The sequence below is a fragment of the Stenotrophomonas sp. YJH_SMC_14-1 genome, assembly GCF_059372275.1.
This window is the reverse complement of sequence record NZ_JCAFVK010000001.1, coordinates 99,008-114,110: the sequence shown is the minus strand read 5'-3', so window position 1 is coordinate 114,110 and position 15,103 is coordinate 99,008. Positions and strand designations below refer to the sequence as shown.

Below are 15,103 nucleotides of genomic sequence, written 5' to 3'. Positions count from 1 at the left end.
GATCCAACGTCGCCCGACTCTCCTCAGAAGCCCACACGCAGGTTGATCTGCCCGCCCACGTCGCGGCGGCCATCGCCGTGCTGGCCCTGCACGAACATCGACAGCTGGCTGTTGCGGCCGAGGCCCACCGCCACGCCCACCTGACTGACCAGCGCATTGCGTGCCATCACCGCGCTGTAGACGTCGAAGGCATTGCCGCCCACCGCGAAGCGGTTGCGGCTGGCCACATCGGTATCACCCGATGCATGCTGCCAGCCCAGGCCAACCGTCAGCTGCGCCGGGAAGCGCTCGCCGCTGCCCACATCCCAACGGCCGCGCACGCCCACGGTGCTGACATTGAGCGTGTCCTTGCCGCCTTCCAGCACCAGCGCAGCCGTGCCGCCCTGCTCCACCGCACCATCACTGTCGACCCAGTGCCTGGTGAACTGCACATACGGCTGCAGTTGGGTCCTGCCATGGGTCCAGGTCCAGCTGCCCTCCACCTGCGCGATGGTCACATCCGAGTCCTGGCGGCTGTACAGGGTCTGGCCCAGCAGCGGCACCTCACGCGTGGTACGCGTGCGGTAGTCACCGCGCGATACGCTGCCACCGACCGCAAAGCCGTTGTTCCACTGGCCCTGCGCATACAGGCCGAACGTGTTGCCGCGCAGGCGGGCCCGCGAGCTGCGATCGTACAGGCGCGTATCCAGCCGCTCGTTGCCTGCGGCCGCACCCAGCACCACGTGTTCGCCCAGCTGCCAGTCCACGCCCGCCATCAGTGCATTGCGGTTGGAGCGGATGTCGTCGCCGTTGCCGTCACCGTCCTGGCGGAACACCTTGCCGCTGCCGGCCAGCCAGGCCGAGGCACGCTCGCCACGCACGGTCGGCAGTTCGCTGCCGAGACGCTGGCGGATGCCCTCTTCCAGGTAGTTGTCGTACAGCAGCACCGCACGGCTGGCCGCATGCACCTCGCCGGACAACTGGTCGAACGCCGCACGCGCGGTACCCGCGTCATACATCAGCAGCGTGTTGTACAGGCCCAGTGCCGGACCACTCTGCGGCAGGCTGTCCAGCGCTGCAGCGGTGTTGTACTGGTTGCGCGTCTTCGCCGCCGTGGTGAATGCCGCGGTCTGCGCTACGTCGATCTGCAGGTTGGCCGTGTTGGCGGTATAGACCGGGGTGATGGTCAGGAAGGCCGACGGCGAGGTCGCCGAAGCGAACTGCCCGCTGACGCCACCACCCGCGTTGATCACGGTGTACTGCTGGCCCTGCTGGTAGCTGGTGTTCGGCGAGATGGTATTCACCTTGACGATGCTGCCACCCACGTTGGCGCTGCCGCCCACCTGTACCGTATCGCTGCCGGTGGCACCCAGATCGACGCCCAGCGTGCTGCCCGGCGACAACGTCAGGTTGCCGCCCACCGTGATCGTGCCGGTGCCATTGCCCGCACCACTGCCGTTGCCCGGGCCATTGCCCGGCGACAGCACGCCGCCGCTGGACACCGTCACGCCGCCACCGGTGCCACCGATGGTCCCGGTACCGGACAGCGTGGTACCGCTGCCGATGGTCCACTGGCCACCGATGTTGCCGGTGACATTCAGGCCACCGCCGGTGACCTGGCCGGTGCCGCTGAAGCCACCGCTGTTGCCGCCCAGGTTCAGGCCGCCCGGGCCCGCCTGCACGATGCTGCCACCACCGCTGATGGTGCCGCCCAGCGTGGTGGTGCCGCCGGTGTTGATGACCAGGCCACCGTTGTTGGTGATATTGCCGGTGATCGAGCCGCTGGCGCCGCCATTGCCGACCTGCACGGTGCCGCCGGCATTGATGGTGGTGCCGCCGGTGTAGGTGTTGTTGCCGGTCAGGGTGACCGTTCCGGTGCCGGCCTGGGTCAGGCCACCACTGCCGCTGATGGTGCCTCCGACGGTGGTGTTGCCGCCCACGTTGAACACCAGGCTGCCGTTGTTGCTGACGTTGCCGGCGATCGCACCGCTGGCGCCGCCATTGCCGACCTGCAACGTGCCGCCGGTGTTGATGGTGGTACCACCGGTATAGGTGTTGTTGCCGCCCAGGATCAACGTGCCGCTGCCGGCCTGGGTCAGGCCACCGCTGCCGCTGATGGCGCCACCGACCGTGGTATTGCCGGCCACGTTGAACACCAGGTTGCCGTTGTTGGTGACGTTGCCACCGATCGCGCCGGTCGCACCGCCGTTGCCGACCTGCAGCGTGCCGCCTGCATTGATCGTGGTCGGCCCGGTATAGGTGTTGTTGCCGGTCACGGTCAGTGTGCCGCTGCCAGCCTGGGTCAGGCCGCCGCTGCCACTGATGGTGCCGCCCAGCGTGGTGTTGCCGGCTACGTTGGACACCAGCGAGCCGTTGTTGGTGATGTCACCGACGATCGAACCCGTCGCGCCGCCATTGCCCAGCTGCAGCGTGCCGCCGGCGTTGATGGTGGTACCCCCGGTGTAGGTGTTGGTGCCGGTCAGCACCAGCGACCCACTGCCCGCCTGGGTCAGGCCACCCGTACCGCTGATGGTGCCGCCCAGCTGCGTGTTGCCGGCCACGTTGGAGATCAACGCGCCATTGTTGGTGATGTCTCCAGCGATGGCGCCGGTTGCCCCGCCGTTGCCGACCTGCAGCGTACCGCCGGTATTGATCGTGGTGCCACCGGTATAGGTGTTGTTGCCGACCAGGGTCAGCACGCCGCTGCCGGCCTGGGTCAGGCCACCGCTGCCGCTGATCGCGCCACCGACCGTGGTGTTGCCGCCCACGTTGAATACCAGGCTGCCGTTGTTGGCAACGTTGCCGGTGATCGCACCGGTCGCACCGCCATTGCCCACCTGCAGGGTGCCACCGGCATTGACGGTGGTGCCGCCGGTATAGGTGTTGTTGCCGGTCAGCACCAGCGTACCGCTGCCGGCCTGGGTCAGGCCGCCACTGCCGCTGATGGTGCCACCGAGCGTGGTGTTGCCGGCCACGTTGGACACCAGCGCGCCGTTGTTTGTGATGTCGCCGACGATCGCACCGGTCGCACCACCGTTGCCGATCTGCAGCGTGCCGCCGGCATTGATGGTGGTCCCTCCGGTGTAGGTGTTGTTGCCGGTCAGCACCAGCGTGCCGCTGCCGGCCTGGGTCAAACCGCCATTGCCACTGACCACCGCACCCACGGTTGCCGTGGTGCCGAGGTTGTAGACCAGGCTGCCATTGTTGGTGATGTCGCCCAGCACCGAACCGGTGCTGCCACCGTTGCCGATCTGCAGGGTGCTGCCACCGTTGATGGTGGTACCGCCGGTATAGGTGTTGTCGCCGCTCAGGGTCAGCGTACCGGTACCTCCCTGCACCAGGCCGCCGGTGCCACTGAGGACGCCAGCGAACACGGTGCTGGCGTTGTTGCCGCCAGTAGTCAGCGTTGCGCCTCCCAGCGCCACCGTGCTGCCGGCCACACCGGCCAGGCCGCCGATGCTCTGGTTGCCACCGGCGCTGATATCCAGCGTGCCAGCACCGGCCAGGTTGACCGTGCTGGCACCGGACAGGCTGCCGCCGGCTGCTACCGCCAGCATGCCGCTGTTGATGGTGGTGGTGCCGGTATAGCTGCTGGCACCGCCCAGGGTGACCGTCGCCGCGCCATCCTTCAGCAGGCCACCGGCACCGCTGATCGGTCCGTTCAAGGTCAGCGCGTTGCTGCCGGCCAGAGTCAGCGTGCCGCTGGCCAGCTGCACGGTGTTGGCCAGCGTCAGCGCACTGGTGCCGTCCAGGCTGGCGTTGCCGCCTACGGTCAGCGCGCCGATGCCCAGCGAACCGCCGTTGCCCAGCAGCAGGCCACCGGCATTGAGGGCCACGCCGCCCGTGAAGACGTTGACGCCCGTCAAGCCCTGGATGCCTGCGCCGTTCTTTACCAGGCCACCGGCCCCTCCGATGGTGCCGGCGAACGTGGTATTGCCCACGCCATTGAGGGTCAGCGTGTTGCCGCCCAGCGCCACTGTCGAACCCGCCACGCCTGCCAGCGAACCGATCGCCTGCGCACCACCTGCGCTGATGTCAAAGGCGGTACCGGCATTGGCCAGGTTCACCGCACCAGTCGCCGCGAGGCTGCCGCCGGCACCGATCGCCAGCGTGCCGGCGTTGATGGTGGTGCCACCGGTGAAGGTGTTGGTGCCGGTCAACGTCTGGGTGCCCGCACCTTCCTTGATCAGGCCACCGGAGCCGGCCACCGAACCACTGAAGGTGCCATTGACAGGGCCTCCGATCGTCAGCGTGTTGGCGCCCAGATTCACTGTACCGCTGCCGATCAGGGTACCGAACTGCTGCGTGCCGCTGCCTGCTGACAGATCGAAAGTCGCCCCCGTGGCCAGGTTGACGGTGCCTGAGGAGGCCAGGCTGGCGCCAGCACCCAGTGCCAGAGTGCCGGCGTTGATGAAAGTACCGCCGGTATAGGTGTTGGCACCATTCAAGGTCAGCGTCGCGGCCCCCTCCTTGGTCAGTGAGCCGGTACCACTGAGGATGCCGTTGAGGGTGAGGTTGTTGCTGCCGAGGACGGTCAACGCGTTGTTGAGGGTGAAGTTGTTGGCGAGGGTGACCGCCGTGTTCGAATCGAGCGTCGCAGCGCCTCCGACCGTCACCGCACCGGTGCCCAACGCAGCATTGTTGCCGACCACCAGGCCACCGGCGTTGAGCGCTACGCCGCCGCTGAAGGTGCTGGCGCCGTTGAGCGCCTGCACGCCTGCGCCGTTCTTGACCAGGCCGCCGTTGCCACTGATCGCACCGCTGAAGGTGCTGTCCACGGTGCCGCCCAGGGTCAGCGTGCTGCCGCCCAGCGCCACCGTACTGCCGGCGACGCCGGCCAGCGAACCGATGGCCTGGTTGCCCGCCGAAATGTCGAACGTGCCGGCACCGGCCAGGTTCACTGCGCCGGCCGCGGCGAGGCTGCCACCAGCGCCGATCGCCAGCGTGCCGCTGTTGATGGTGGTGCCACCGGTGTAGGTGTTGGCGCCGCTCAGGGTCACCGTGGCCGCACCGTCCTTGATCAGCCCGCCCGTGCCGGAGATCACGCCGCCCAGGGTCAGTGCCTGGCTGCCGAGCAGATCGAGGTTGGCACCCGATGCGAGGTTGATGTTGTTGGCCAGGCTCACGCCGGTGGATGCATCCAGCGTCGCGTTGCTTCCCACCGTCAGCGCACCGCTGCCGAGCGCAGCGTTGTTGCCGACCACCAATGCGCCGCCATTGAGCGCGACGCCACCGCTGAACAGGTTGGCACCGCCCAGCGTGAGGCTGCCGGCGCCGTTCTTGACCAGGCCGCCGGTGCCGGAGATCGCGCCATCGAAGATGCTGTTGCCAACGCCGCCCAGGGTCAGTGTCTGTGCCCCCAGGCTCACCGTCGAACCCGCCACGCCGTTCAACGCCCCGAGGGTCTGGTTGGCGCCGGCAGTGGAGATATCGAAGCCTGTGCCTGCCGCAGTGAGCGTCACCGCACCGGTCGCGGCCAGACTGCCGCCGGGGCCGATCGCCAGGGTACCGGCGTTGATGAACGTGCCGCCGGTGTAGGTGTTGGCACCGGTCAGCGTCTCGATGCCGGCACCGACCTTGGTCAGGCCACCGGTGCCTGCGATCGAGCCACTGAAGGTGCCATCGGTGGCGCCGCCCACTTCGATCGAGTTGGCACCGAGGTTCACCGTACCGTTGCCGACCAGCGTGCCGAACTGCTGCGTGCCACTGCCGGCCGACAGGTCCAGCGTGGCGCCGGTGGCAAGATTGACGGTACCGCTCGCGGCCAGGCTGGCACCGGCCCCCAGCGCCAGCGTGCCGGCGTTGATGTTGGTGCCACCGGTGTAGGTGTTGGCGCCATTCAACGTCAGCGTCGCGCTGCCATTCTTGGTGAGGCTGCCGGTACCGGAAAGGACGCCGTTGAGCGTCAGTGCATTGGTCCCGATTACGGTCAACCCGGCATTGAGCGCAATGTTGTTGGTCAGCGTTGCCAGGCCGGTGGTATCCAGCGTGGCAGCACCACCGACGGTCAATGCGCCCGTGCCCAGCGCTGCGTCATTGCCGAGCACCAGTCCGCCTGCATTGAGCGTCACGCCGCCACCGAAGGTATTGGCGCCGGACAAGGTCTGTACGCCCGCGCCCACCTTGACCAGGCCACCACCGCCGCTGATCACGCCATCGAACGCGGCGTTGCCGGCCGTACCGAAGGTGAGCGAATTGCCGCCCAGCGTCAGCGTGCTTCCCCCCGCTCCGTTGAGTGCACCGATGGTCTGGTTGCTGCCGGCGCCGGAGATATCGAAGCCAGCGCCTGCGCCCAGCGTGACATCACCGACTGCGGCGAGACTGCCACCCGTACCCAACGCGAGCGTGCCGGCGTTGATGGTGGTACCGCCGGTGTAGGTGTTGGCACCGGACAGCGTCAGCGTGGTGCCGCCATTCTTGATCAGGCTGCCATTGCCGCCGACCACGCCGGACAGCGTCAGCGCATTGCTGCCGGGCAGCGTGAGTGCGACGCCCGAGCCCAGCGTGACCGCATTGCCGAGTGTCAGTGCAGTGCCCGCATCCAGCGTGGTGCTGGCATTGACCGCCAGCGCACCGGTACCGAGCGCACCATTCGCGCCGACCACCAGGCCACCACCGTTCAAGGTCAGGCCGCCACCGAAGGTATTGGTGTTGTTGAGGGTCAGCAGGCCCGCACCATTCTTGACCAGGCTGCCGTTGCCGCTCAGCACGCCTCCGAATGCAACGTCACTGGTTCCGCCCAGGGCGAGCTGGCTGCCGGCACCGAAGTTCACCGCGTTGGCCAGATTCAATGCCACCGTGCTGTCCAGCGTGGTGGTGCCGCCAATACCCAGTGCACCGGTACCAAGCGCACCTGCATCGCCCAGCACCAACCCGCCCGCGTTGAGCGCAAGGCCACCACTGAACGTGTTTGCACCGGACAGCGTCTGCACGCCCGTGCCGGTCTTGACCAAGCCACCGGTACCACCGATCACACCGGCAAAGCTGCCATTGCTGGCACCGCCAAAGGTCAGCGACTGCGCGCCCAGCGCCAGCTGGCTGCCCGCCACGCCATTCAACGCGCCGATAGTCTGTGCCGCACCGGCGGCGGAGATGTCCAGTGTCGCGCCCGCAACGGCGAGATTCACCGTACCGGCTGCGGCGAGACTGCCGCCTGCGCCCAGCGCCAGCGTGCCGGCGTTGATGGTGGTGCCGCCGTTGTAGGTATTGGCGCCCGACAACGTCAACCGCGCCGTGCCGTCCTTGATCAGCCCACCGGCACCGAATACCGGACCGGCCAGCGTCAGGTCATTGCTGCCCAGCACGGAAAGGTTGGCACCGGCAGCGAGACCGATGTTGTTGCCCAGCGCCAGCGCCGTTGTGGCCTCCAGCGAAGCGTTGCCGCCCAAGTCCAGCTGGCCGGCACCCAGCGCCTGCGCATTGCCCAGCTGCAGCAGACCCGCGTTGAGGCCGACGCCCCCGCTGAACGTATTGGCGCCGTTCAACGCCAGCGTCGCCGTACCGTTCTTGACCAGGCTGCCAGTACCACTGATGAGACCGCCCAGCGACACGTTCTGGCTACCCAGCAGATCCAGCGCCGCGCCGGCGCCGAGGTTGAGGTTGTTGGCGAGGTTCAGCGCTACCGAACTGTCCAGCGTGGCATTGGCGCCCACCGACAGCGCACCGGTACCCAGTGCGCCGGCATTGCCCAGCAGCACGCCGCCGCCGTTGACGGTGAGCCCACCACCGAAGCTGTTGGCGCCGTTGAGGGTCAAGGTGGTGGCACCATTCTTCACCAGCCTGCCGGCACCGGACACCACGCCACCCAGCGTGATCGCCTGCGAGCCCGGCAGCGACAGCGCGGCACCCGCGCCCAGGGACACATTGTTGAGCAGGTTCAGCGAGACGCCGCCATCGAGCGAGACGCTGCCGCCAATGCCCAGCGTCCCGGTGCCGAGTGCGCCACTGTTGCCCAGCAGCAGACTGCCGGCGTTTGCGCTCAGTCCACCGCTGAAGGTGTTGGTACCGTTCAAGGTCAGTGTCGACGCGCCATTCTTGACCAGGCTGCCGGTGCCGGTGATGTTGCCGGCCAGGGCCAGGTTCTGGCTGCCCGGCAGGGTCAACGCCGCGCCGAGGTTGATCGCATTGCCCAGGTTCAGCGCAGCAGTGGCGTCCAGCGAACCGTTGCCACTGACGGTCAGCGCACCGCTTCCCAGCGCACCGGCGTTGCCCAGCACCAGGCCACCGGCGGCAAGATTCACCCCACCGCTGAAGGTGCTGGCGCTGGTCAGCGTCTGCACGCCGGTGCCCTGCTTGATCAGGCCACCGGTGCCGCCGATCACGCCGGCGAAGGTCTGGTTGGTGGCATCACCAAAGGTCAGCGTGCTGCTGCCCAGCGACAGGGTGCTGCCAGCCACGCCGGACAACGCACCGATGGTCTGGTTGCCACCCAGCGAGATATCCAGTGCGCTGCCAGCGCCGGCCAGGCTGACCGCGCCGGTCGCCGCCAGGCTGCCACCACTGGCCAATGACACCGTTCCGGCATTCACCGCCAGCCCACCGGTGAACGTGTTCGCGCCGCCCAGCGTCAGCGTGGAGGCGCCGTTCTTGACCAGGCTGCCGCTCCCGCCGATGACACCGCCCAGCGTCAGCGCATTCGAGCCCAGCACATCGAGCGAACCACCGGCGCCAAGCGTGATGCCATTGCCCACGGTGAGGCCGGCGCTGGCGTCGAGCGATACCGCACCGCCGACGTTCAGCGCCCCGGTTCCCAGTGCACCGCCGTTGCCCAGCACCAGGCTGCCGGCATTGAACACCACGCCGCCGTCGAAGGTATTGGCGCCATTGAGCGTCAGCGACGACGCACCGCTCTTGACCAAGCCACCGCCGCCACCGATCACGCCGTTGAACGTGAGCGCCTGTCCGCCAAGCAGATTCAGGCTGGCGCCCGACCCGAGGTTGACCGCGTTGGCCAGTGCAAGCGCCCCCGTGGTTCCATCGAGCGTCACGTTGCCACCGACACTGAGCGCACCGCTGCCCAGCGCAGCAGCGTTGCCCAGCAGCAGGCCACCGGCGTTGAGTGCCACGCCGCCACTGAGGTTGTTCACGCCCGACAAGGTCTGCACGCCGGTGCCCAGCTTGATCAGGCCACCCGTGCCTGCGGCGAACGTACCGCTGTAGCTGGTATCGCCCAGCCCGGCGAGGGTGAGCGTGTGGCTGCCCAGGTTGACCGAGCCGCCGAGGCCCGCAAGCGAACCGATGGTCTGGTTGGCGGCCGCCGACAGGTCCAGGGTGGTACCGACGCCGACCGTGATCGCACCGGTGGGCGACAGGCTGCCGCCCGCGCCCAGCGCCAACGCGCCTCCGGCCAGATTGAAACTGCCGGTTAGCGCATTGGCGCCGTTCAGGGTGAGAGTGCCGGCGCCGTTCTTGGTCAGGTCGCCGGCACCGGAGATCGAACCGTTCAATGACAACGCATTGCTGCCCAGCAGGTTCAGCGAGCCCCCGCCATTGATCACCAGATTGTTGCCCAGGGTGAAGCCCGACGTCGTATCCAGTGAAGCGCTGCCACCCACGGTCAGGTTGCCGCTGCCCAGTGCACCGGCATTCCCCAGTACCAGGCCGCCGGCATTGAGGTTGACGCCGCCGGAGAACAGGTTTGCGCCGCCGAGAGTAACGATGCCGGTGTTGTTGACCGTCAGCCCGCCAGTACCGGACAGCACGCCACCCAGGCTGAACGCATTGGTCCCCGCGAGTGACAGATTGCCACCAAGGCTGAAAGCGTTGGCCAGATTCAGACCGGCCGTGGAGGAGGCGATGGCACCGCCGTTGGCGGTGAACAGCCCTGTGCCGAAGGAACCGGCATTATTGAAATTGACCAGGCCATCGTTGAGCGTGGTCGTGCCCGCACCAGCCCACGCACCCTGCAGGTTCCAGGTACCGCTGTTGACGGTGAGCCTCTGGAAGTTGATGTACTGGTTCCAGCCCAGCGTGGTCACCACCCCACCGGTACCGCTGCCCGGGCCGGTGGCGCTGTTCTGCAGCACCAGGCTGTTGTTGGACGCCGAACCACCGTCGACGATGCCGGCCGCGGCCAGATTCACCGCAAGCGCGCCGACCTGCCCGGCCACGCCGATACCGGCGGTATTGACGCTGGAACCAGACACGGCGGTGAAGGTGTTCCCGGTGACCGAACTGCCCAGGTTCACACTGCCGTTGATGGTTCCTGCGTTGAGGAAGGTATTGCCGGCCCCCGCCGTGGCCGAACCTTGGAACCCTATGCGGCCGGTAATGGTGCCGGTGTTGTCGAGAGTGGTCTGCGCACCACCGTAGCTGACGATCGATGCCGCATCGGCCGTGGTCAACAGGCCTGCACCAAAAATCGACATGTCCACATTACCGGCGTTGACGATGTTGCTGACACCGCCGGAAGCATTCTGCACCACCAGCGCCTGTCCGCCGAAACCGAAGATGGAGCCGATGTTGACCAGGCCTTTGATCGCCCCGCCTGCCTGATTGTTGACGCTGATGGTGTTTCCACCGACGGTGTTGTTGCCCAGCACCATGCCCGACGCCGCCAGGCTCAGGCCACCGTTGATCGTGGGATCGACCGTGCCCTGGTTGTTCACGGTGATGCCATTACCACTCAAATTCACTGCACTTCCGCCAACGACCGGCAGCACGCTGAGCTCGGCGCCGGTCTGGATATTCAGCGTCACGCCGTTGATGCTGTTGGTCAGCGAATTGGTATTGGAGCCGGTGGCGCAGGTCACCGTCGTACCTGCGGTAGTGCAGGCCGCAAACGCCGATCCGCTGGCCAGTGTGGCGGCCAAAGCCACCGCCAGCTGGTGCGCCCGCAATCGCGGCACCCGCCCTGCGCTGACCGCGCTTCCGCCGGGATTCCGGGCGACCTCCGAAGCAACCTGCATTACCCCAAGGGCACGATTGAAAACCAGACGGTAAATGCGGTTCATCGGTAAATCTCCATGAAAAGACCGGATGGCACAGCTGGCAGGTTTTTTTGGAGACAATGCGGCCCACCCCGGCTCCCGATACGGAAACAAGGTTTGAAGGCATTAACTCCTGAAAATCTTCACATCTTCACGCGGTCGCACCCGGTGACAGGTACGACAGCGTGTCCCTCAAGGCGAAAACTCCCCGGTTTCGCCCGACGAATGGCGGCACTGTGCGACCGCCGGTGCCAGCGGCATGTGAATCACGCTCGTTATTTTCATGACGTACGTCAAATAAAACGGGCGGACAAAATGGTCTTGCCGAAAATGCATATACCTGCTGGAAGCGGAGATTCCTTTCCCCGCCATAAGTAAATCATTCAGCTGCTCGAGAGTTTCATCAGCACCAGGCCGGAAACGATCAGCACCGCTGCACCGATCCGCATCGGGCTGACCTGCTCGCCGAGGAACACGATGCCAACCACGAACGCACCGACCGCGCCGATGCCGGTCCAGATCGTATAGGCGGTGCCCAGCGGCAGGCTGCGCATGGCCACCGCCAGCAACCAGAAGCTGGCGATCATGCCGACGATCGTGACCACGGTGGGGGTGAGCTTGGTGAAGCCTTCGGACTGCTTCATGGACACGGCCCAGACGATTTCCAGCAGGCCGGCGAACAACAGATAGATCCAGGCCATGACGGCCCTCCTCTTGGTAGGGCCAGGCCGTCCTGGTCTTTGATTCCCGATGTGGGGGAGGCCGTTCCTCCTGGCCGGCATTCTAGCAACGGCGGGTGGCCCGGGCCGCCATGGGCGGGAACGGGTTACAGCGGATTCAGCGCGTGAAGCTGGCGTCGATGCACCTGCCTGCGCTAGACTACGCGTCTGCCATCGGCCAGCCGATGCGCAGTCCGGCTGTGGTCTCTGGCGCATCGCGCGCTGCTTCCCCTGGTCCGTGAACTGGCTGCCCTCCGGGCGGCCGACGTCTCTATGGTGGCCCCGTCGGCCCCTCGCGACGCTAGGTCGAAAACCCCGCCAGGGCCGGAAGGCAGCAACGGTATCGATCGACGCGGGCGCCGAGGTCAGCCGGCGGGGCCATCGCCTTTTCCGGCGACGCCCCGCCCCTGGCAGGTGCCAACCCTGGTTGGCGCCCTTCGCCGGACATGGCCCGGTCCTACCGTGCCTCGGGCGTGCCCTGGTGGAACAGCATGCGCCATCCATCCCCGTGCCGGCGCCACAGCGAGCTGCGCAGCACCCAGCCTTGCGGCTGGCCGTCGAGGTAATGGCGGCTGCGATAACGCACCTGGGCCAGACCGTCGGCCAGCAACCACGCCGCGTACTGTTCCGATTCGATCAGCACCTGCGCGCGCTCCAACGGGATCTCCTGCAAGGCTGCATCACGGCCGTAGCATTGCCCGGAACTGCCGATCTCGCTGAAATCCTCGTCCAGCAATGCGTCAAGGCGCTCAGGATCGGCCCGCACCGCAGGCGCATGCAGCGCGCGCTCCAGCACCTCCAGTCCGGCGGCCAGCGCCGCGTCGGCGGGCTGGCCGGCACCGCTCACGGCGGATCCTGCGCCAGCACGTGCGGTGCAGTGGGGGTCGCCAGCGCCACGCACTGCCCCGGCTGCGCCACGCGGTGGCCGCGCGCGGCCAGCGCCACGCCATCAGCCACGCTGGCGTAGTGGTAGAGCATCATCCGCGCCTGCAGTTCCGAGCTGTACTCGCGCTCCAGGTCGTCCACACCGGTATGCGACGGATTACCGTGCAGGCCGCAGTCGTGGGCGATCAGTTCGTTGTCATTGGCGAAGCGGGCCAGCATCTCCGGAATCGGCCGGGTATCACCACTCCAGGTCAGCGCGCCCTGCAGGCGCAGGCCGTACGCCGTCTCCGGCCAGTGGTGGCGTACCGGGAATACTTCCAGGCGCACGCCCTCGTGCCAGAACGCTTCGCCCACCACGATCAACTGGAAGGCATCCCAGAAGTTGGCACCGCCCTCGGCCAGCACGTTCGGGTAGTCACCGATGCGCTTGTGCAGCAGCGGCACCACGGTGGCAGGCACATACAGGCGCACCTTGCCGCGGCGCTGCGTGCTGAAGAAGGTATCGACGAACAGCCGCTCGAAACCGGCCACGTGATCCAGGTGCACATGGGTGACGAACAGTGCCTGCGGCATGTGCCCGTAGTGCGCCTTGAACGCGGTCAGGCCTTCGCCGCCGCAGTCGATCGTCAGCCATGGCCGCCCGTCCCGCTCGATCACCGACATCGGCGACCCCAGCTCGACCGCCGACGCGTTGCCGACGCCGAGGAAACGCAACGACCAGCCCATCAGGTGCCCCGGTTCCAGGCCATGTCATAGGCGCGCCTCAGCCGCGCGTAGTCCTTCTGCACGTCCTCCACGCTGCGCTCGCCGCGCAGCTTGATCAGCGAGCGCAGCAGGCGCTTGAGGTTGCGTTCGCGCCAGGCGGTGGCCGGAATGCGGATCACCCCGCGGTCGAAGTCGATCAGCCAGCCATGGCCGTTGCCATCGAACAGGATGTTGTGCGCGTTGAGGTCGGCATGGTCCAGGCCGGCACGGTGGAAGCGGGCGATCAGCCGCCCGGTCTCTTCCCAGGGCGCGCCCCGTCCGGCGACCAGCGCACGGTCGGCCAGCGAGCGCACGCCCTCGATCCGCTCCATCAGGATTGCCGCCCGGTAGCGCAGGCCTTCGCGCATGTAGTACGCGGCGATCGGCCGGGGCACCGGCAGCTTCTTCTCGCGCAGGGCGCGCATCAGGCGGAATTCGGCAAAGCTCCGGGTCCGGTCCGACCCGCGCCAGAGGTACTGGTCATGGCTGATCTTCGCTGCCAGGCCGCCGCGCAGGTAGTGGCGCAGCACGCTGGCGCCGAACGGCGCATCGATGAACCAGGCGCTGCCGCGGCCGCCCTCGCCGACCGGCCGGGCCTTGCTGCCCCAGTGCTGGGGCGAGAACAGGCCAACCTCGGCTTGCCGCAGCCGCTCGCGGTCGAACAGAATGGCCCCGATGCCGCGACCCTCGCGGCATGGCGTCAGCGCTTCATTGGCGTCGAATGCGACCATTTCATTGAGTCTAACAACACATGGCATCAGCGTCCTCCTCCTTGTGCCTCCTGCGCCTGTCCGCACTCGGCGATGTCACCCACGTGGTGCCCCTGGTGCGCACCCTGCAGGCTGCGCGTCCGGACACGCCGATCCACTGGATCATCGACAAGGTCGGCCACAAACTGCTCGATGGCCTGCCCGGCGTCACCTTCCACGCCTACGACAAGAAGAGCGGCATGGCAGGGGTCAAGGAGCTGCGCAAACAGCTGCCACCGGGGCGTTTTGAAGCGCTGCTGCAGATGCAGGTGGCGTTCCGCGCCAACCTGCTGTCGGCGTTCATTCCCGCCGAGCGACGCATCGGCTACGACCGCAGCCGTTCCAAGGACCTGCACGGGCTCTTCATCAACGAGCGCATTCCCGACCGCCCCGGCGTCCATGTGCTGGATGCCATCGGCAGCTTCTGCGAGCCGCTGGGCCTGCGCCAGACCGAGGTCAGCTGGGACCTGGCCGTGCCCCAGTCCGCATATGACTGGGCCGCCGCGCAATGGCAGGACGATGGGCGCCCGGTGCTGATGATCTCGCCCTGTTCCAGCCACGTGCGCCGCAACTGGTATGCAGACCGCTATGCAGCCGTGGCCAACCACGCCGCGCAGCGTGGTTGGCAGGTGGTGCTGTGCGGTGGCCGCAGCGAACTGGAGCGCAGCATGGCCGATGCCATCCAGGCACAACTGCTCACGCCGGCGCTGGACCTGGTCGGGAAGGACACCTTGAAGCAGCTGCCTGCCCTGCTTGCCCGTGCCAACCTGGTGATGACTCCGGACTCGGGCCCGATGCACATCGCCAACGCGATGGGCGCCAAGGTGCTGGGCCTGCATGCGGCCAGCAACCCGAACCGCAGCGGACCGTACTCGGACCGCCGCTACTGCGTGGACCGCTACGACGACGCCGCACGCAAGTACCTGGCCAAGCAGGCTGCCGATCTGAAATGGGGCACCAAGATCGAGTTCGACGATGTGATGGAACTGATCACTGTCGAAGACGGCATCGCGGCTTTCGAGCGTTACGTGGCCGATCATCTGGGGTGATTGGCCGGCCGAACGTTGGCCTGCGCCCAGCGGTTTCATCCACGCGTGGC

General features: G+C 67.2%; 6 protein-coding genes and 1 other RNA gene. 2 read left to right on the top strand and 5 right to left on the bottom strand.

Going from position 1 to position 15,103, the window contains the following annotated elements:
- Positions 1-23: 23 nt before the first annotated feature.
- A complete protein-coding gene (locus AC5P9P_RS00570) occupies positions 24-10,931 on the bottom strand; it encodes an autotransporter-associated beta strand repeat-containing protein (RefSeq protein WP_495232557.1) in 10,908 nt (3,635 codons plus the stop codon).
- A 359-nt stretch (positions 10,932-11,290) separates the two neighbouring features.
- Complete coding sequence (locus AC5P9P_RS00565) at positions 11,291-11,608, bottom strand: DMT family transporter (protein ID WP_005408286.1); 318 nt, start codon at positions 11,606-11,608, stop codon at positions 11,291-11,293.
- 300 nt (positions 11,609-11,908) lie between these two features.
- Between AC5P9P_RS00565 and ffs the strand changes: the two genes are divergently transcribed.
- Positions 11,909-12,005: signal recognition particle sRNA small type (gene ffs / locus AC5P9P_RS00560), an RNA gene on the top strand.
- Positions 12,006-12,083: 78 nt separating this feature from the next.
- Here ffs and AC5P9P_RS00555 read toward each other — a convergent pair.
- The 3 genes from AC5P9P_RS00555 to AC5P9P_RS00545 are packed head-to-tail and all read right to left on the bottom strand — an operon-like array spanning position 12,084 to position 13,986.
- A complete protein-coding gene (locus tag AC5P9P_RS00555; protein WP_049402792.1) occupies positions 12,084-12,473 on the bottom strand; it encodes a nuclear transport factor 2 family protein in 390 nt (129 codons plus the stop codon).
- A complete protein-coding gene (locus AC5P9P_RS00550; protein ID WP_049402793.1) occupies positions 12,470-13,237 on the bottom strand; it encodes an MBL fold metallo-hydrolase in 768 nt (255 codons plus the stop codon). The genes AC5P9P_RS00555 and AC5P9P_RS00550 overlap by 4 nt, the downstream gene beginning before the upstream one ends.
- Positions 13,237-13,986 (bottom strand): 3-deoxy-D-manno-octulosonic acid kinase, encoded by a 750-nt coding sequence (locus tag AC5P9P_RS00545; RefSeq protein ID WP_012479275.1) that lies wholly within the window; start codon positions 13,984-13,986, stop codon positions 13,237-13,239. The genes AC5P9P_RS00550 and AC5P9P_RS00545 overlap by 1 nt, the downstream gene beginning before the upstream one ends.
- Positions 13,987-14,006: 20 nt before the next feature.
- Between AC5P9P_RS00545 and AC5P9P_RS00540 the strand changes: the two genes are divergently transcribed.
- Positions 14,007-15,053, top strand: coding sequence for a glycosyltransferase family 9 protein (locus tag AC5P9P_RS00540; RefSeq protein ID WP_012479274.1), 1,047 nt, complete (start codon positions 14,007-14,009; stop codon positions 15,051-15,053).
- The last annotated feature ends 50 nt before the right edge of the window (positions 15,054-15,103 follow it).